The following is a 19,491-nucleotide window of genomic DNA, read 5'->3' as shown; positions in this document are numbered from 1 at the left end:
AATTATACCCGGGAAGGTAAGAATTGTCAACTGCTTTTTGAATTATTTTTTATTTTCCTTTTACTAACTCTACAGTCTCCTCGCAGATTGCGATTTCCTCGTTGGTCGGGATCACGCATGCTGTAATCTTGGAGCCTTCTTTGGTGATGATCTTCTCAACGCCGCGGCAGTTATTTGCCTCAGAATCGAATTCCAGACCCATGAACTCAAATGCTTTGCAGATGGTCTCACGAAGCGGAATAGCGTTCTCTCCAAGGCCTGCGGTGAAGGTGATCACATCTACGCCGCCCATAGCTGCGATGTAGGAACCGATGTATTTGATAATGCGGTAAGCGTATGCTTCCAGACAGTTGATGGCATCCTGATTACCTGCCTCTGCTGCTGCAGATACATCACGGTAATCGCTGGAGATGCCGGTCATGCCGAGCATACCGGATTTCTTGTTCAGAATGTTCAGAACCTCGGATACGGTCAGGTTCTCTTTGTTGCACAGATACTCAACAAAAGCCGGATCGATATCTCCGGAACGGGTTCCCATGATCACACCTTCGAGCGGGGTAAGGCCCATGGAGGTATCTACACATTTGCCGTTCTTTACAGCGGAAAGGGAAGCACCATTTCCCATATGGCATACGATGATCTTCAGATCGTTGTAGTCTTTGCCAAGGAACTCTGCGGTTCTCTTGGATACGAATTTATGAGAAGTTCCGTGGAAGCCGTATTTACGGATTGCGTATTTCTCATAGTACTCTTTCGGAATACCGTACATATATGCTTTCGGAGGCATGGTCTGATGGAATGCGGTATCAAATACTGCTACGTTCGGAACGCCCGGCATCAGTTTCATGCAGGCATTGATTCCCATCAGGTTTGCCGGATTGTGCAGAGGACCAAGGTCAGCGCACTCCTCGATAACTTTGATTACTTCGTCATCGATGATAACAGAGTTTGTGATCTTCATTCCGCCGTGCAGAACGCGGTGTCCGATGGCATCTACTTCTTCCAGGCTCTTGATGACGCCGCTCTTCTCGTTTACCAGAGCGTCCAGAACCATCTGGATTGCCTCTACGTGTGTCGGCATTGCTGCTTCTGTTACCTCTTTTTCGCCGTTCTTTGGCTCATAAACGAGGCGTCCGTCGATACCGATTCTCTCACAGAGTCCTTTTGCCAGGACGTCACGGTTATCGTAATTGATCAGCTGGAATTTCAGAGAGGAACTTCCGCAGTTTACTACTAATACGTTCATTTCTAAATTCTCCTATTTTAAAAGTCTTATTAAAACTTCTGGCCGGCCTGTTCTCCGCAGCCGGCCAGAAAACCGCTTGTAATTGGTTTTATTTCGTGCTTACTGTGCCTGGCACTGTACAGCAGTGATTGCTACAACACCAACGATATCCTCTGCGGAGCATCCACGGGACAGATCGTTGACTGGAGCTGCGATACCCTGCGTCATTGGGCCGTATGCTTCTGCTTTTGCCAGTCTCTGTACCAGTTTGTATCCGATGTTTCCGGCATCCAGATCCGGGAAGATCAGAACGTTTGCTTTTCCTGCTACTTTGCTGTCCGGAGCTTTGGATGCACCTACGCTCGGAACGATTGCTGCATCAAGCTGCAGCTCGCCGTCGAGAGCGAGATCCGGGTTTGCTTCTTTTGCAATTCTGGTAGCCTCAACAACTTTGTCTACATCAGCATGTTTTGCACTTCCTTTGGAGGAGTGGGAAAGCATAGCAACTCTTGGCTCGTTTCCGGTCAGCATGCGGTAGGACTCTGCGGAAGACTCTGCGATTGCAGCCAGCTCTTCCGGATTCGGGTTCTGGTTCAGACCACAGTCACCGAATACGAATACACCGTCATCGCCGTACTCGCAGTCCGGAACTACCATCAGGAAGAATGCGGATACGAGTTTTGTTCCTGGTTTGGTCTTTAAGATCTGCAGGCATGGACGTAAGGTGTTTGCGGTAGAATGGCAGGCACCGGAAACAAGTCCGTCTGCATCTCCCATTTTAACCATCATAACGCCATAATATGTATAGTCATTCAGGATGGTCTCTCTTGCTTTCTCCGGAGTCATGCCTTTCTTTGCACGAAGCTCTACCAGCTTATCTACATAAGCCTGTGTTTTCTCGTTTTTCTCTGGATCTACAATAGTAGCTTTGGAGACATCCAGTCCCTCGCTGCCTTTCTTTACTGCCTCTTCGCTTCCGATGATGATCAGATTTGCAAGGTCCTCTTTCAGGATCTGTGCAGCAGCCTCATATGTTCTTCTGTCTTCTGACTCTGGCAGTACAATTGTTTTTTTGTCTGCTTTTGCTCTTGCTTTAATTGTGTCAATAAATCCCATGATCTTTTGACTCCTTTCGATAAATTTACTCGATATTCTCATTGTAGTACGCTTTTTGCCCTTTCGCAAGTATAAAATTCAAAACAACTGGACAAAAAATCCAAAACGGAGGAATTCTTGCATTCCTTTTCTGTTTTTGTTACGATAGGGCTATGTGATCCGCGGTTCCTCTCTGTTTGGAATCGTGCTATTTTTTTCGAAAGAAGGTACGTTTTATGACCATTACCGCAGTCATTGCAGAATATAATCCTTTTCATAACGGCCATGCTTATCAGCTGGCAAAAGCCAGAGAACTGACCGGGGCGGACTATCTTGTCGTGATTATGAGCGGCGATTTCGTCCAGCGCGGCGCACCTGCCATTCTCGATCAGCACGACCGTGCGGAGCTGGCGCTTCTTGGCGGCGCGGACCTTGTGCTGCAGCTTCCGTGTCACTTTGCGCTCGGCAGTGCACAGCATTTCGCACGCGGGGCGGTATCGCTTCTTACTGCGCTTGGCTGTGTCGATTTTCTCTGCTTTGGCAGTGAATATGGAGACACGGCGCCGTTTCTGGAACTCGCTGATGTTCTGCTCCACGAGCCGGAGGAATACCGTGAGCTGCTCTCCGGTCTGCTTCGGAACGGACTTTCCTTCCCGACGGCGCGCGCACAGGCACTTTCCGCTTATTTTTCTGACAGCGCTTCCTTCTCTTCGCTTCCAAAAGAAGAACTTGATACCTTTTTAAAAGAACCAAACAATATTTTAGGCATTGAATATGTCCAGGCACTTCTGCTGTCACAAAGCCGCATTCGGCCGGTAACGATCCGCCGGGAGGGCAGCGGCTACCACGAAGGAGCGCTTTTCACACATGCACTCCCTTCTGCTACAGCAATGCGGAATCTTCTTTTTTCCAATCCGCATAAGGATCTGGAACTGTCCGCGCTCGCCTCCTGCATGCCAGAAGCGGTCTTTCACGCTTTTCAGAATGCCGTCGCATCTCATGGACTGTTGACCGCCGATGATTTCAGCCTGCTCCTCGCCGCACGGCTCCTCACGGAAACGAAGGAATCTCTCTCCTCCTGTCTCGACCTCTCGCCGGATCTTGCCAACCGCATCCTCCGCCAGCGCCACGCATGCTCCTCATTTTCAGAATTCGCCATGCAGCTTAAAACAAAGGAAATGACGTATACCCGCATCAGCCGTTCCCTGATGCATCTGCTTCTGAACCAGAAAACATTGTACCCGGCCGGCTATAACCGTGTTCTCGGTTTCCGAAAAAGTGCCGGTGCATTGTTAAAAGAGATTAGAAGACGTTCTTCTCTGCCGCTCATTGCCAAGGCAGCCGACGCCCCGCGGCTTCTTACCGGCGATGCACTTGCCGCCTTTGAGAGCGATATACAGGCCTCTCTTTTTTACGAGACTGTCCGTTCTCACAAAACAGGGACACCGTTCGTCCATGAATACACAAAAAAGCTGGTTCTGTTATAGAACCAGCTTTTTTCCAGCAGCAGCATCATCTGCTGCTGTGGAACTGTATAGTCCTCCACAAACAGGAAAACATTTTTTGTATCTGCACTTTCTCTTGTAAAGTCAAACTGCATGAAACGCATCTCACCATTCAGTATAAAATTGATCATAACATGATGCATGATGTGTTCTGCTGTTCCCTGTGTGATTGCTTCCATCGTCATCTGCTGTTTTATCCGATTAAGATCATCTATATTGCCAGATGCATAACGCATGAGTATCTTCAAAATCAATGTACAGGATTTCTATATAATGATTTTTAAGAGCTTTTTCATATATTGCAGCCTGAACCGCTTTCTCCAACAACTGAATTCCTCCTTGTTTTCTCATGTACTATTAATGCTTCATAGCACTCCCGCTATAAATTACTTTCATCAGTAATTCCACATCAACAGGCTTAGCAACATGTTCATTCATCCCTGCTTCTTTTGCCCTTATTCTGTCCTCCGTGAACGCATTTGCTGTCATTGCAATGATCGGTATTTTCTTTGCATCCTCTCTGTCCAGAGACCTAATCATCTTTGTAGCTTCATAACCATTCATGACCGGCATCATAATGTCCATAAGAATGACATCAAATTCACCAGGTTCACTATTTCTGAACAGTTCAACAGCTTCCTGACCATCCCATGTTTTTGTCACGTCGGCACCTTTTTTCTTTCAGGAAATCCTCTCTTAGCTGCCCGCCGTTTTCTGTTTCCATTTTAATATTTGTACTCATTTGTCTGGCACTTTCAATGGCACGGAGGAGACTTTTGGATTCCGAAGATTCATTATAATGGGTGTAGTGGAACACTGCACTTTCACATAGTTTACAATCTCCACCATTCTTTTCTCTGCTTCTGCTTTTTCTGCGTGGAAGAAATAAAACAGAGAGACTACAGCTACACAGATTCCTATCAGACCGCCGAGCAGCTGGATCCGTTTTTCTCCACCTCCAGATACTTCTGGGGATCATCCAGGTATTTTTCAATGATTTTCAGGGATGTGCCATCCAGACGCATCTCTTCCTGTGTCTGGCCCATCTGCTCACAGATTCCCCTGTCATCCTCTTTTGCAAAAGCAACGCCTATTCCGGTGATCATCAGAGGCTCTTCCAGGATACGGAAGCTTGCATCATAATCCTTCCTATACTGAACGATAGATTCCTCGTGTGCAGCAACCGCATCTACATATCCTTTTCCCAGAAACGTATAGATCAGCTCCCGGTGTCCCAGGATGATCAGATTTCCCAGCTTTGGGATCCTCTCATCCGTCCGGTTCAGAAAGATGCTTTCCGGTTTGGTTGTGGACTGGACAGCGGTAATCGTCAAGACGTCCTTCCATAGAAAAAACAGCCCATGATACAATCAATCTCGCCGCTCTCCACCAGTTCTTTTTTCTCCTCCCAGTTGATCTGGACAACCTTCACCTGTTATCCCATTCTTTTGAATGCTTCCGTAGCCAGTTCTACATCAATTCCTGTCGGTACACCATCCTCATTCAGATAATTGTATGGTGGATAGCTGTCGCTGCCGAGGGTAATAACAGGCTTTTCGGTTTCTTCTTTCGTGTTATCTGTGTTTTTGCACCCTGCCAGGGTGACTGCTAAATATCAAAAGTCCTAATAAAATTACTATAGTTCTTCTTAATTTCAATGAATGATTATGTTTTTGCGTTTACTACCCCTTTTTTGTCAGCAGTTTTGTGATCGCTCTTTTTAATCGCGGAATATCAATCGGCTTTCCAATATGTTCATTCATCCCGGCCTCCAGACATGCTTTCCGATCTTCCTCAAAAGCATTTGCCGTCATGGCAATGATTGGAATCTTTTTGGCATCTTCACGTTCCAGCATACGAATTGCTTTTGTTGCTTCCAGCCCATCCATGACCGGCATCATCACATCCATGATGATGACATCATACTCATCCAACCTGGAATTCTGAAATATTTCAAATGCCTCTTTTCCGTTTTTCGCTTCTGTAATGTTCAGATGCTCCTCCTCCAGGATTGCATGGCTATCTCCATATTAATGACATTATCTTCAACAAGAAGCACCCGTTTTCCTGACAGATCCATATCCTGTGAGTAGCTGTCCTTCTGTGAATCATTATTTTCAACCAAATAATCTATTTCAAATGGAACCGTAACCGTAAACGTGCTTCCTACATTTTCTTCGCTTTCCAGTTCTATCGTTCCACCCATCCGTTCAACAATATCTTTGACAATCGAAAGTCCCAGACCGGAGCCACTGAATGTTGTAGTTGACTGTTTGCCTTCCTGCGCAAAAGCATCAAACGCATGTTTTTGAAATTCTTCACTCATACCAAGACCGGTATCTGAACATACAAACTGAAAAACAGCTATATTCCCATCATCCGATAATTCTTCGCAATGAACATTCACTGTTCCATGAAAATGATTGTATTTAATCGCATTGGAAGAAAGATTCATTAAAACCCTGCTCAGATGTACCGGACTTCCAATCAAATATCTGTGGCGGATTGTGCTTGCTTCCACGCCGCCTTCAAATCTTACACCATTCTCATAAGCACTCATTGCAACAACTGTCAGATTATTCCTTAACAGTTCTGCCAGATCAAAGGATTTATGTTCCAACACAAGGGAACCGGATTCCAGTTTGCTGATATCCAGGACATTGTTGATCAGATTTTGCAGATAATCGGCGGACTGAAGTACCTTCTTCCTGCATTCCCTTAACTTGACCACATCATTGTTATATTTTTCAGCGATATGGATCATCCCCACAATTCCGTTTAGCGGTGTACGGATATCGTGGCTCATACGCCGGAGAAAGGCTGTTTTTGAAAGATTCGCGCGATGAGCATCTTCCATGCTTTCCTTAAACTGTTTCTGATACATGAGTTCCCGTGATTTTTCTTCCGTAATATCTCGTACGACATAAAGCACATCCACAGCGTTTCCATGTGCATCTCTGCTCTTTACAATAAATCTGGCCAGCCGCCATTCTCCGTTTACTCCCATAAATTCAATCGAAACAGAATTCGTATTACGAAGTCTCTCTGTCAATGTATCAAAGTCAAGAAACTCCCGGTATTTTTCTCTCTCTTCCTGGGCGGCAAATGCTGTTGGAAGTCTTTCCATAACATCATCAATTTTCCCCTTTTGTCCAAGGATTTTTTGCACAAGGTCATGGCCTTTCAAAAGCTCATATGTCCGCTCTTTAACATTGGCTTGTACGATTGTTACATACAACGTAGCAATTGCGGCAATAATCTCTGACCTCTTTGTCGCCTCATCAAGAGCCTTTTTCAACAGTACCGTACTTTTCAGATTTTCCCTCACACATCCAAGATGTCCGCCAACATCAGACAGCAGTGTAATGGAAATCTCATTCTGCCTCAAATCAGGATTATCTACCCCGATGAATCCATTCATCTGATGATTGGCATAAATCGGCACCGCAATCAAGGAACATATTTCCTGTGTTTTTAACAATTCATATTCTTCCGGTTCAGAATTTTTTGTCGCTTCCAGATCATGAATCACGATTACTTCCTTGTTTTCAAATCGTTTCACCCAGTTCGGCATCGAACTGACCGGGATTGCCTGAAGGTTATCTATCTCTGGTGCCACTCCATCGGCACACCATTCAAATGTATTGCTCAGACTGTCCTTCTGATCGGTTTCCCAGTCAAAAACATATACCCGGTCTGCCCCTGTATAGTTTCCAATCGCCTGCAACAAAGAGTGAATGATTTCTGACAGCTCCTGCTCATTTTCCACCTGATCCATAAGCGATATCTGATGCAGGATCGTGTCCATACTATGTAATTTTATTTGATAGAGTTCCTGAATCTCTTTTGTTTTCATTTTCTATCCCCCCCTGCAGTAAAACTATTATGGTTACGTCTGTGAAATAACACCGTAAGAAAGGATCCTGCTACGGCAGGATTCTCCGCCTAAACTTATGCAAAAAAACTGGTTTTATTATACTCTAACACTTTACTGCACACAAGAAAAACATTACCTTTAGCGTTAAAAGGTAAAAAAGAACAGCAACTGTGCCCGAAGTTCCAGTGATGTGTATCAAAAACGGAAATGGACTTTCGGCAGATATATTTTCTTCTGTTTCTCTGTCTTCAGGATCAGATGGAGGAACTGACAAAACAGACACAGACCCGCAATGATAAGATGCAGCTGATGATGGAACAGATCGTGCTGTCCAATAAGAGCAGCCAAAAAGAAAAAACAGATCGGCAAAAAGAATGAAAACAGCTTCCAGATGCCATATCCAGATGTTACCGCTTTGTGCCTGAAAAGTCGAAGTTGAGGAACATCATATTTTGGAGATCTGAAGATCGCAGGGTGCTGGGTACATTACAGGCGCAAGTTCCATGAGGCACTGGAGGTCATACCGAAAGATCTGAGGAAACAGTCTGTTTTGTACCTCATCATGAACCCGATCCGTGCGATTTACCGGGAGGAAGGAAAGCTTTCCGGTCTTTCATCAGACGAACGGACTGCCCATCGACTTTTACATAATAAATTCCGCTGATCCATTTAGATTCCTGCAGCGCTCCGTTCTTATCCATGTAATACCATTTTCCACCGATCTTCTGCCAGCCAGTCTGCATTTTGCCGTTTTTGTTCAAATAATACTTTGTGTTTTCTATGGCGGCCTTCACATGCACATCCGCAGAGGTATTGCTAGAACAACGGCTGCTATCGCTGAAGTTCCCCGTAATAATTCATTTTTTCTTACACTTTTTATGGGTTGCAAGTAAAATTATCAGTATGTAATATATCATACTATACATTCCTTAAAATTACTATTTTTATTTGCGCAGATGGTAAAAAAGCCGGCAGCGATCCTTTCCATTCAGGATCACTGCCGGCTTTTCAGCTTTCTCTTTAGTTTTTAAACGAATGAATCGGTGCCGGGATTCTTCCTGTTCTGTTGACGAATGCCTCGCAGGAGAAGTTGTTGACCGGCATGATCGGTGCATAGCCGAGGAGGCCGCCGAATTCTACGGTCTCGCCCACGCCTTTTCCGATGACCGGGATCAGGCGGACTGCCGTTGTTTTCTGGTTGACCATACCGATGGCAAGCTCATCTGCGATGATTCCGGAGATGGTCGATGCTTTCGTGTCTCCCGGGATGGCGATCATATCAAGACCTACGGAGCAGACACAGGTCATTGCCTCGAGTTTTTCAATGGTCAGTGCGCCGTCGTTGACTGCGTTGATCATACCCTGATCCTCAGAAACCGGGATGAATGCGCCGGAGAGACCGCCGACATAGGAAGATGCCATAACACCGCCCTTTTTCACCTGATCGTTCAGAAGCGCCAGCGCCGCTGTCGTTCCCGGTGCACCTGCGTGCTCGAGGCCGATCTCCTCAAGGATATCCGCAACGGAATCTCCGATCGCCGGAGTCGGTGCCAGGGAAAGGTCAATGATACCAAACGGAATGTTCAGCCGTTTCGAAGCCTCCTGTGCAACGAGCTGTCCGACACGCGTTACCTTAAACGCCGTCTTCTTGATCGTCTCGCAGAGTACCTCAAAGTTCTCGCCGCGTACTTTTTCCAGAGCATGTTTGACAACACCAGGACCGGAAACGCCGACATTGATGATGGCATCCGCCTCGGTTACGCCGTGGAAAGCGCCTGCCATGAACGGGTTGTCGTCCGGTGCATTGCAGAAAACAACGAGTTTTGCGCATCCAAGGCAGTTGTTCTCTTTGCTTGCCTCCGCCGTCTTCTTGATGATCTCACCCATCAGTTTGACAGCATCCATGTTGATACCGGTTTTAGTGGAGCCAAGGTTGATGGAGCTGCAGACAAAATCCGTCACAGCCAGTGCCTCGGGATAGAACGGATCAGAAGCTCATCTGCTGTCGTCATACCTTTGCTTACCAGAGCAGAATAGCCGCCGAGGAAATTGACGCCGACTTCTTTTGCCGCACGGTCCAGAGTCTGTGCAATCGTCACGAAATCCTCCGGCGTTCTGCAGGCTGCTGCGCCGACTAAGGCAATCGGGGTAACGGAAATTCTCTTGTTTACAATCGGAATACCGAACTCGCCCTCGATCTCCTCACCTACGGAAACCAGATTTCTGGCAGTCGTCGTGATTTTGTCGTAGATTTTGCGGTTCAGCTTGTCAAGATGGAGTCGATACAGTCCATAAGACTGATTCCAAGGGTAATGGTACGAACGTCCAGATTCTCTTTTTCGATCATCTCGTTCGTTTCCTTTACTTCAAACAGATTTATCATGTCGTTTTTCTCCTTCGCTTTAGATACGGTGCATCATATTGAAAATATCTTCATGCTGGCAGCGGATGACAACGCCGATGGAACTTCCAAGCTCCTCCAGATCTTTTGCAAGCTCTGCGTTGGATTTCTCGCTCTTGGAGACATCCGTTACCATCATCATGTTGAAATATCCTTGCACAATCGTCTGAGAAATGTCTTCGATGTTTACCTGGTTCTCTGCCAGATAATTACATACCTTTGCGATAATGCCAACGGTGTCCTTGCCTACGACAGTGATAATTGTCTTCTTCATGTTTCCATTCTCCTTTTTCTGGTTTTATGTCAAAGCCCCGGAAAAACCGGTAATGGCGGCCTTGCGAAAAACATGGTATGTAGCTTTATACTTCTATTAATGGTGATACTTCGCTTCTTTTTGCGACAGCCAAGTGAAAATCGCCCGAGCGGTACGGATTATCGCCCGTTGTGACCTCGCAGGCCACGGTTTCAAAGGCCAGTGCCTCGTAATTATTTTCCTTGCTCAGATGGCCGAGCAGCACTTCCTGCAGATTGTCGTGCAGAATCTCGCAGAGGAGATGGCCTGCCGCCAGGTTTGATAAATGGCCTTTCGCCCCGGCGATCCGCTGTTTTAACGGATACGGGTACGGTCCGACCGCAAGCATGTTCTCGTCGTGATTTGCCTCTAACAAAACGGCATCCAGCCCGGTCAGATTCTGAACCGTGTAATCGCTGTAAACGCCAAGATCCGTCGCAATCGCAATCGATTTCCCGCCGGATTCCATGCGGTAGCCGACCGGCTCTGCCGCATCGTGGGAGATCGTAAACGGATGTACGGCGATATCACCCAGCGTAAACGTGTCATCCGCGTGAATCGTGTGGAAAATCCCCTCCGGGAACTTTCCAAGGCTCTTCGTCTGCTGCATCGCCTGAATTGTTCCATCCGTTGCGTAAATCGGAATACCATACCGGCGCGCCAGCACGCCAAGGCCCTGGATATGATCGGAATGCTCATGTGTCACGAGAATGCCGTCCAGCTCCTTCGCGCTGCGATCGAGAACAGCCAGCCCCGCCTCCACGCGCTTTCCGCTGATGCCCGCATCGATCAGAAGGCTTGTGGTCTCGCTTCCCGCGAAAATGCAGTTTCCGCTCGAACCACTTGCAATACTACAAAGTTTCATATTTTTTCATCCTATGGTCTAACTGTTTTTTTGTTTCCTCAAAATCGCCGCTGTTGTCGATTTCAAAATCGCAGTGGCTGCTGAATTCATCCTCGGAAAGCTGATTTGCCATGATTTCGCGAACTTTCTTCTCGGAATAGCCGCGTCCTTCGATCAATCGCTCCTTCCGGACTTCTTCATCCGCATAAATATACCACAGTTCATCACAAATTTCATCATATTTTTCTTCGATTAAGAGTGCGGCCTCCACAAAGACGTATTCCGTCCCTGCTTTTTCCGCGGCTGCAATGGCTTTTTTGATATACCGTTTTACCGCCGGATGAACGATCGAATTCAGGGCTTTTAACTTTTCTTCGTCCTGAAAAACGATCTCAGCAATCCGTTTCCGGTCAAGTTCGCCGGTCTCTGTGGTGATCTGTCTGCCGAACAGCTTCACAATCTCTCCATAGCATTCGCCGCCCGGCAGCATCACAAGGTAACCTGCCTCGTCCGCCTGGATCACCGTTGCATCATAATTCTGTCCAAGGTACGTGAGCACTTCGCTTTTTCCAGCGCCCACGCCGCCTGTAATTCCAAAAACTTTCATTCTTTTGTATCCTTTCGCTCCTGGTATGAGTGCGCTATTTCGCCTCGTACCAGTTGTTTCCTGTGTGCATATCGATCTCGAGTTTGACAGCCAGATGTGCTGCCCCGGTCATCTCCTCTTCCAGGATCTGTTCTGCCTTTTCGAGCTCGTCTTCCGGCACTTCCAGCAGCAGCTCATCGTGTACCTGAAGAAGAAGTCTGGTCTTTAACTGCTCCTCTTTCAGCCGTTTCGCCACGCGGATCATCGCTATTTTAATAATATCCGCCGCCGTTCCCTGGATCGGCGCATTCATCGCAACGCGCTCGCCGAATGACCGCTGCATAAAGTTGCTCGATTTCAGCTCCGGCATCGGCCGTCTGCGTCCGAACATCGTCACGGAATAGCCTTTCTCTTTGGCATCCTCTACGCAGCGGTTCAAAAACTCATGAATACCCGGATACGTCTCGAAATACTGCTGGATATAGGCCTCTGCCTCTTTCCGGCTGATGCCGAGATCCTGGCCCAGACCGAACGAACTGATGCCGTATACGATACCGAAGTTGACCGCCTTCGCATTTCTTCTCTGCAGCGGTGTTACCTCTTCAAGCGGCACATGGAACACTTTCGATGCCGTCATGCGGTGGATATCCTCCGCCTCGCGGTACGCCTCGATCAGGTTTTCATCGCCCGACATATGGGCCAGCACGCGGAGCTCAATCTGGGAATAGTCGGCATCCAGAAAGACACAGCCAGGCTTTGGCACGAAGGCTTTCCGGATCAGACGGCCAAGCTCCATCCGCACCGGAATGTTCTGCAGATTCGGATCAGTACTGCTGATGCGGCCGGTCGCGGTAATTGTCTGGTTAAATGTCGAATGGATTCTTCCATCTTTCCCGATCACGGCCTGCAGACCGTCGGCGTACGTCGATTTCAGTTTGGCAAGCTGGCGGTACTCCAGAATATCGGCAACGAGTTTGTGATCCGGTGCGAGCTTTTCGAGCACATCGGCGGCGGTGGAATAACCCGTCTTGGTCTTTTTGCCGCCCGGAAGCTGCAGCTTTTCAAACAGAATCACGCCGAGCTGCTTCGGGGAATTGATGTTGAACTCCTCGCCGGCCTCCTCGTAGATCTGTGCCTCCAGCTCTCTGATCCGCTCCGCCAGCTCAGCTCCGTAAACGGAAAGTGCTTCTTTTTCTGCGGCGATTCCATCCGCTTCCATCTGACGGAGCGTAAACACCAGCGGAATCTCCACATTCCGGTACAGATCCCACATGCCCTGCTCCTTCAGCAGCTTTTCCATGTTTTCCTGTGCGGCAAATACAGCATACGCCTGATAACCTGCATACGACTCCTGCTGTTCCGGCGTCATCTTTCCTGCGGCCGGAATCTTGCTTCCGCCGAAGATCTCTTCCACTGCCGGCACATAGCGGTGTACGTACTCTTTTACGATATCATCGTACGAATACTGTGATTTCAATGGATTTAATAAATACGCGGCAATTCCGGCATCAAACAGATGGGCTTCATCGGCGTCCGGCATATCCTTCAGAAATTCTTTTCCGTCCATGACGCAGAAAACCGAAATCTGCTTCTGCAGCTCAGTCAATTTTTCTTTTAAATAATCTCCGGTCAGGAAACCTTCTGCTGGGAAGTAAACAACATCCGGCTCTCCGCTTCCATACGCAACTGCCATACCGACAAGTGAACGGCTCCGATCTGCCATCGGTCCGTCCTTCGGGGTTTCTTCTGTCAGAAGAGCGGCTCCTGCCTTCTCCTCCTTCGCGATGGTTTCAAAGAGTTCTTCCGCCTCGGAAAAATCCGTTACGGTGCGCAGAAAGACGGCATCCTCTGGTTCTGCATTCGTCTCCTCGAAGCGGCCCAGCAGGTTCTTAAACTCCAGACGTTTGAACATCTCATACGCTTTTGGTGTATAAAAATTCGAGAGTGCCGCTTTTTCACGGTCGAGCTCCACCGGCGCATCGGTATCAATCGTTGCAAGTTTTTTGCTTAATTCCGCCAGATCATAATGATCACGCATCGCTTCTTTTGCCTTGTTCGGTTTGATCTCCTCGAAATGTGCATGCGCATTTTCCAGTGTCTCGTACTGCAGCAGGATTTTCGTCGCGGTTTTCTCGCCGACACCCGGCAGACCCGGGATATTGTCTGCGGTATCGCCCATCAGCGCTTTCAGATCGATGATCTGTTTCGGGAGAAGACTGTATTTTTCCAGCACCTCTGCCGTGTGGTAATTTTCAATCGTCGTCACACGCTTTACGGTCTTTGGAATCCGGATCAGAATGTGGTCCGTTGCAAGCTGCAGCAGGTCGCGGTCTCCGGATACGATCGTAACTTCCATCCCTTCCGCCTCGCATTTGCGGCCGAGCGTTCCTAAGATATCATCCGCCTCATAGCCCTCTTTTGTGACAATCTCAATGTCCATTGCTGCGAGCACTTCCTGGATCACCGGGACCTGTTCGCGCAATTCCTGCGGCATCGGCTTTCTCGTTCCCTTGTACTGGTCATACATTTTGTGACGGAATGTCGGTGCATGGAGGTCAAACGCCACGGCAAGATACTGCGGCTGCTCCTCATCGAGAATTTTAAACAGAATATTCAGGAATCCATATACGGCGTTCGTGTGCAGTCCTTCTGCATTGGACAGATCCGGTACGCCGTAAAAAGCCCGGTTCAGAATACTGTGTCCGTCCAGTAATACGATTTTATCACTCATAATAATCCTTTCAGCCAGGGTAATTCTATCACTTCAAAATAGTGCAGAGCCAGGAGCACCAGAAACAGAACGAGAATCAGCATCAGCACCCGGAAAAACGTATCTTTGTACCGGCGGTGTCTCGCTTCTTCCTCTTTTTTCTCCAGATCGCGTTCCAGAAGTCCTGTCAGATTGTAGGAATCGGGCGCGTCATCCTCGAAATATGCCATCGCACGGTTCACAATAAAATATGTCTCCAGTTCCTCGTGGCATGTATGGCATTTCCGGATATGGGAAATAAACGGTTCCATCTCTTTCTCCGGCATATTTCCCTGCACGTATGGCTGTATTAATTTTTCTGCTTCTTTACAGTCCATAAAATCCTGCTCTCCTTTTGTATCCGGCCAGTGTTTTCCTCTGGCCATTTTTTCTGCTATCTACCATCATACACTATTTTCTCATAATTTAAAAGAGACAACCCGCCGAAAATGGGTTGTCTCTTGTTCTCTTATAAGATAACTGTTTTCTAGTGGATTTCCATTATGCACGGACAATGTTCGGGGTCTCTTTTCCTGCCTCGAAATCCAGTGCATTCTGCAGTGTGGTCTCTGCAATCGCACGCAGTGCTTCCTCGGTGAAGAATCCCTGATGTGAAGTGATCATAACGTTCGGGAAGGACAGGAGACGTGCTGTGGTGGAGTGCTCCAGAATCTCATCGGAACGGTCCTCGAATACGTTCGGGGTTTCCTCCTCGTATACGTCAAGGCCGACGCCGAAGAATTTTCTTGCACGGATTCCCTCGATCAGGTCGTCTGTCTTTACCAGACCTCCGCGGGACGTATTGACCAGGATCACGCCGTCTTTCATCTTTTTGATGCTCTCGCGGTTGATCATGTGGTATGTGCTGTCCATCAGCGGGCAGTGCAGGGAGATCAGATCACTCTGTGCCAGCAGTTCATCAAGAGTTACGTACGTAACAAAATCTTTTAAGGATTCATTCTGGTATACATCGTAAGCAATAACTTTCATGCCGAAACCGCGGCAGATTCTTGCCATAGCCGCACCGATTTTTCCGGTTCCGACGATTCCGGCGGTCTTCTGATAGAAGTTAAATCCCATCAGTCCGCCCAGGCTGAAGTCGTTTTCTCTTACTTTCGTATATGCTTTGTGCATGTGGCGGTTGACCGTCATGGCCAGTGTCATCGCATGCTCAGCTACAGCCTCCGGGGAGTAACCCGGTACACGGCGTACATCAATGCCGTATTTTGCAGCTGTCTTTAAATCTACGTTGTTGAAGCCTGCGCAACGCATCAGGATCAGCTTGACGCCTGCCTCATGCAGTGCTTCTACGGTTTTTGTTCCGACATCGGAGTTTACGAAGGCGCACACGGCATCGTAGCCCTTTGCCAGGGAAGCGGTTCTTGCAGCAAGGCCGGTTTTTAAATATTCCACTTCAATTTCTGGAAACTGCTCTTTGGTTCGGTCGAAAGATTCTCTGTCGTAGCTCTGGGTATCGTAAAATAAAATTTTCATAATGTTTTTCCTCCTCGCTTTGCGGTCATCTTATTGTTCCCGCTTACAGGTATTACTATACTTCATTGTTAAAACTTTGTCAATGTATTATTTGTTAAAATTTTATCAATTAGTAAATTTATTTTCAACATCTTTCACAACAGTACAAATTTACTGGATCACCTCGTCCAGGAACCGGGACGGCTCGACTTTCTTTTCAAACCGTTCCTCCACGTAACAGAGCGTCAGCTCTTTCCGGGCGCGCGTCATTCCGACGTAGAACATCCGCCGCTCCTCCTCGATCGCCTCCGCAAGGACTGCTTTCTGATACGGCATTACACCCTCGTTGACGTCAAGAAGATAGACCTTGTCGTACTCGAGTCCCTTGACGCTGTGCAGGGTGGAAACCATAACTCCTTCCGCACTCTCTGCGCGCTGCTTCTGTTTTTCCTTCATCTTCTGCTGGTATTCCTCAATATGTGCAAACCAGCCCTCGATGCTTTTCTGGGTCTTTGCCGCCTCCTGCAGCTCGTCCAAAACGGAAATCAGATCATCCTCTTTCAGATGGCGGTATGCAGCATATTCCTTCACATACTGTTCATAGCCGATCGCATAGCGGATGTAATTGACCGCGCCGAACGGCGATAAATGCGTCAGTGTCGTGATATCCTGCTCCAGTTTGCGGATCCGCTGGCACATCCAGTCTTTTTCTTCGTAATATTCCAGAAGTGCATCGAACGAAACAGTCGCCTCCTCAAAGGCATCCCGCGACAGATAACGGTTCGGGCGGTTGGCAATCTTTAAAAACTCGCCGCGCTTCCGGCTTCCCATCGCAAGATTCAGATACGTCAGCAGATCTTTCGCAATCCAGTGGTCATAGAGATCCGGCAGGGCATCCCGCATCTGGAACGGGATCTGTGCTTCCATCAGTTCCTCTACTGCTGTCCGGCAGCCAAGATTCGTGCGGAACAAAAGCGCCATCTCTTCATACGGACAGCCGTTTTTCTCCGCCTCCCGCAGCTCCTCGGCAACGGCACGCATCTCCTCGCGCGGGTTCTTATATCCCCGGATTGCAACCGGAGCGCCTTTCTCGTTGTCGGTGGAAATCGCCTTTTCATACCGCTTTTTGTTGTGGTGGATCAGGCATTGGGACCGCTTCACGATAAATTCCGTACTACGGTAATTTTTATCGAGCACTACCTGCGCCGCGCCCGGGTAATCTTTCGGAAAATTCAGCATGATCTCCGGCTTGGCCCCGCGGAACTGATAAATCGACTGATCGTCATCCCCGACAATAAAGAGGTTATTTTCCGGCAGCGCCAGCATCCGCACAATCTCATACTGCACGGGGCTGATGTCCTGAAACTCGTCAATCAGGATATACTGAAATTTCTGCTGCCAGGCGCAAAGGACCTCCGGCCGCTCCAGAAAGAGACGTTTGCACTGCACCATCAGATCGTCGAAATCGAGTTTTTTGTTCTCCTTCCGCCATTTCTCATACGCCTCATAGATTTCGCGAAATTTTTCCTGCGGCATACAGGCGGAATAGTAATGTTCCAGCGGGATCTGATTGTTCTTCACAGTGCTGATTTCGCGCGCCAGATTTTCCTCGAGATCCTCTTCCTCCAGGTCTCTGGCATAGTGGTTGACCAGCTCGCGCATCAGCCGCTTTTTCTCTTCCTCGCTTAAAATATTGTTGCCGGACATGCGATACGTATGGCGCAGAATCGCGTAGAATACCCCGTGGAACGTTCCAAAGGTGACCTGGGTACTCGTCTTTCCCATCGCCTTCAAATACCGCTCCTTCATCTCTTTTGCCGCCACACGCGTAAATGTTACGACAAGAATACGAGAGGCGGAAATGCCGCTCGTTACAAGCTGGCAGGTCCGCCCCGTAATCACTGCGGTTTTCCCCGACCCCGGTCCGGCAAGGACCATCATGGGGCCGGTGGTATGCATCACCGCTTTTTTCTGTGAATTATTATATATCATTTGGATAATTTCTCAATCGCTTTGTCGATGCGGGCAAGAGACTCCTCTTTTCCCAGAACCTCAAGGATTTCCGTTGCGCCGGCCGGTGTCATCTGTTTTCCGGAAAGAGCGGTACGGATCGGCCACATAATATAACCGGTCTTGTATCCTTTTTCTTTTCCGAATGCGCTGAGCATCTCAAAGAGAGCATCATTGCTGAAATCTTCCTGCGCTGCCAGCAGCGGTTTTACTTCCTGAAGAAGTGCAAGGGAGGTCTCCTCGTTTGTCTTCATCTTTTTGTGAGTGTACATCGAAGCGTCGTATTCCGGAACTTCCTCGAAGAAGTCGATGAGGTCTGCAATATCCGGGAATACTTCGATTCTTGTTTTTACCATGGCTGCAATTTTCTTAAAATCGAGCGGACGGTGGATTGTCTTCTGGATATACGGAAGCGCCATCTCATAGAACTTCTCGTCGTCCATTGCCTTCATGTACTCGCCGTTCATCCAGCGGAGTTTTGTCATATCGAAAACGGCCGGAGATTTGCTGATGTGGTGGTAATCGAAGATTTTTACCAGCTCCTCGAGAGAATAGATCTCGCGGTTTCCTTCCGGGCTCCATCCAAGAAGGGCTACGAAGTTGACAATGGCATCTTTTAAGAAGCCCTGATCGATCAGGTCTTCATAAGAAGAATGGCCGCAGCGTTTGGACAGCTTCTGATGCTCCTCGTTGGTGATCAGCGGACAGTGTACGTAAACCGGAACTTCCCAGCCGAATGCCTCGTAAATACGGTTGTATTTCGGGGATGAGGACAGATACTCATTACCGCGGACAACGTGGGTTACACCCATCAGATGGTCGTCGATGACGTTTGCGAAGTTGTAGGTCGGATATCCGTCGGATTTGATCAGGATCAGGTCTTCCAGCTCCTCGTTGTTTACGGTGATGTCTCCGTAGATCTCATCGTGGAAGGTTGTGGTTCCTTCGGTCGGCATATTGAAACGGATGACGTACGGTTTGCCGGCTGCCAGATTGGCCTCTACTTCCTCTTTGGAAAGACCAAGGCAGTGTTTGTCGTAGATCGAGATTTCTTTTCCGCCTACGTTACGCTTGCACTGGCTCAGGCGCTCTGCGTCACAGAAGCAGTAATAAGCGTCACCCTGCTCTACCAGCTGTTTTGCGTATTTCAGGTACAGACCTGCTGCATTACGCTCGCTCTGTACGTACGGGCCGCAGCCGCCGTCTTTGTCCGGTCCCTCGTCGTGTACCAGGCCGGTCTCTTTTAAGGTACGGTAGATGATATCAAGTGCGCCTTCCTGAAAACGCTCCTGGTCGGTATCCTCGATACGGAGCATAAAGGTTCCGTCATCGTGTTTTGCGATCAGATACGCATACAGGGCAGTACGCAGATTTCCTACATGCATCCGGCCTGTCGGGCTCGGTGCAAATCTTGTTTTTACATTGCTCATTTTT

General features: G+C 48.2%; 16 protein-coding genes and 3 pseudogenes. 2 read left to right on the top strand and 17 right to left on the bottom strand.

Translation table 11 applies throughout. The features are described 5' to 3' along the window. Positions 1–49: 49 nt before the first annotated feature. Positions 50–1,246 (bottom strand): acetate kinase, encoded by a 1,197-nt coding sequence (locus DWZ60_RS09670; RefSeq protein ID WP_022462727.1) that lies wholly within the window; start codon positions 1,244–1,246, stop codon positions 50–52. Positions 1,247–1,345: 99 nt separating this feature from the next. Then, positions 1,346–2,341, bottom strand: a complete 996-nt coding sequence (gene pta, locus DWZ60_RS09665; RefSeq protein WP_022462726.1) for a phosphate acetyltransferase — start codon at positions 2,339–2,341, stop codon at positions 1,346–1,348. Positions 2,342–2,556: 215 nt separating this feature from the next. Between pta and DWZ60_RS09660 the strand changes: the two genes are divergently transcribed. Beyond that, positions 2,557–3,807 (top strand): tRNA(Met) cytidine acetate ligase, encoded by a 1,251-nt coding sequence (locus DWZ60_RS09660; RefSeq protein WP_117802561.1) that lies wholly within the window; start codon positions 2,557–2,559, stop codon positions 3,805–3,807. On the opposite strand, the gene DWZ60_RS09655 is transcribed toward DWZ60_RS09660, so the two are convergent. The 5 genes and pseudogenes from DWZ60_RS09655 to DWZ60_RS09635 all read right to left on the bottom strand — a co-directional run bounded on the left by DWZ60_RS09655 (position 3,750) and on the right by DWZ60_RS09635 (position 7,681). Then, the gene (locus DWZ60_RS09655; protein WP_158576379.1) at positions 3,750–4,010 is read right to left on the bottom strand and encodes a hypothetical protein; all 261 of its coding nucleotides are present in this window, start codon (positions 4,008–4,010) and stop codon (positions 3,750–3,752) included. The two genes, DWZ60_RS09660 and DWZ60_RS09655, sit on opposite strands and share 58 nt — an antisense overlap. A gap of 172 nt (positions 4,011–4,182) precedes the next feature. Then, a complete protein-coding gene (locus DWZ60_RS09650; protein WP_055228394.1) occupies positions 4,183–4,488 on the bottom strand; it encodes a response regulator in 306 nt (101 codons plus the stop codon). Positions 4,489–4,745: 257 nt separating this feature from the next. Beyond that, positions 4,746–5,425 (bottom strand): annotated as a pseudogene (locus DWZ60_RS21215) (substrate-binding periplasmic protein). 82 nt (positions 5,426–5,507) lie between these two features. Continuing rightward, positions 5,508–5,813, bottom strand: coding sequence for a response regulator (locus tag DWZ60_RS09640; RefSeq protein WP_243038281.1), 306 nt, complete (start codon positions 5,811–5,813; stop codon positions 5,508–5,510). A gap of 2 nt (positions 5,814–5,815) precedes the next feature. Further along, positions 5,816–7,681, bottom strand: coding sequence for a GAF domain-containing sensor histidine kinase (locus DWZ60_RS09635; protein ID WP_119221579.1), 1,866 nt, complete (start codon positions 7,679–7,681; stop codon positions 5,816–5,818). A gap of 478 nt (positions 7,682–8,159) precedes the next feature. Here DWZ60_RS09635 and DWZ60_RS18135 point away from each other — a divergent pair. After that, positions 8,160–8,342: pseudogene (locus tag DWZ60_RS18135) on the top strand (IS66 family transposase); the annotation flags it as partial. Here the strand turns inward: DWZ60_RS18135 and DWZ60_RS18665 are convergent. From DWZ60_RS18665 to gltX, 10 genes and pseudogenes are all read right to left on the bottom strand, one after another. Then, positions 8,263–8,496, bottom strand: coding sequence for a hypothetical protein (locus tag DWZ60_RS18665; protein ID WP_055267335.1), 234 nt, complete (start codon positions 8,494–8,496; stop codon positions 8,263–8,265). The pseudogene DWZ60_RS18135 and the gene DWZ60_RS18665 overlap by 80 nt on opposite strands. Before the next feature lie 226 nt (positions 8,497–8,722). Beyond that, positions 8,723–10,085 (bottom strand): annotated as a pseudogene (locus DWZ60_RS09620) (PFL family protein). A 19-nt stretch (positions 10,086–10,104) separates the two neighbouring features. Beyond that, the gene (locus DWZ60_RS09615; protein WP_022462719.1) at positions 10,105–10,377 is read right to left on the bottom strand and encodes an ACT domain-containing protein; all 273 of its coding nucleotides are present in this window, start codon (positions 10,375–10,377) and stop codon (positions 10,105–10,107) included. An 85-nt stretch (positions 10,378–10,462) separates the two neighbouring features. Beyond that, complete coding sequence (locus DWZ60_RS09610) at positions 10,463–11,260, bottom strand: MBL fold metallo-hydrolase (RefSeq protein WP_119221578.1); 798 nt, start codon at positions 11,258–11,260, stop codon at positions 10,463–10,465. Further along, entirely contained in the window at positions 11,247–11,846 is a 600-nt protein-coding gene (coaE, locus tag DWZ60_RS09605; RefSeq protein ID WP_022462718.1) for a dephospho-CoA kinase, read from the bottom strand. Before coaE ends, DWZ60_RS09610 begins: the two co-directional genes overlap by 14 nt. 34 nt (positions 11,847–11,880) lie before the next feature. After that, complete coding sequence (polA, locus tag DWZ60_RS09600; protein WP_117802565.1) at positions 11,881–14,556, bottom strand: DNA polymerase I; 2,676 nt, start codon at positions 14,554–14,556, stop codon at positions 11,881–11,883. Continuing rightward, a complete protein-coding gene (locus DWZ60_RS09595) occupies positions 14,553–14,912 on the bottom strand; it encodes a zf-HC2 domain-containing protein (protein ID WP_022462716.1) in 360 nt (119 codons plus the stop codon). The genes polA and DWZ60_RS09595 overlap by 4 nt, the downstream gene beginning before the upstream one ends. Positions 14,913–15,075: 163 nt before the next feature. Beyond that, entirely contained in the window at positions 15,076–16,068 is a 993-nt protein-coding gene (locus tag DWZ60_RS09590) for a 2-hydroxyacid dehydrogenase (protein ID WP_022462715.1), read from the bottom strand. Between the two features lie 150 nt (positions 16,069–16,218). Continuing rightward, positions 16,219–18,039 (bottom strand): ATP-dependent helicase, encoded by a 1,821-nt coding sequence (locus DWZ60_RS09585; RefSeq protein ID WP_119221577.1) that lies wholly within the window; start codon positions 18,037–18,039, stop codon positions 16,219–16,221. Further along, positions 18,036–19,487 carry a glutamate--tRNA ligase gene (gene gltX / locus DWZ60_RS09580; RefSeq protein WP_022462713.1) on the bottom strand — a complete coding sequence of 484 codons (1,452 nt, stop codon included), beginning with the start codon at positions 19,485–19,487 and terminating at the stop codon, positions 18,036–18,038. The genes DWZ60_RS09585 and gltX overlap by 4 nt, the downstream gene beginning before the upstream one ends. Positions 19,488–19,491: the final 4 nt, after the last annotated feature.

Origin of the sequence: Blautia sp. AF34-10 (assembly GCF_003477865.1) — a bacterium.
Taxonomy (GTDB): domain Bacteria; phylum Bacillota; class Clostridia; order Lachnospirales; family Lachnospiraceae; genus Fusicatenibacter; species Fusicatenibacter saccharivorans.
The sequence above is the reverse complement of the archived record's forward strand: the minus strand, read 5'-3'. Positions and strand labels throughout refer to the sequence as shown.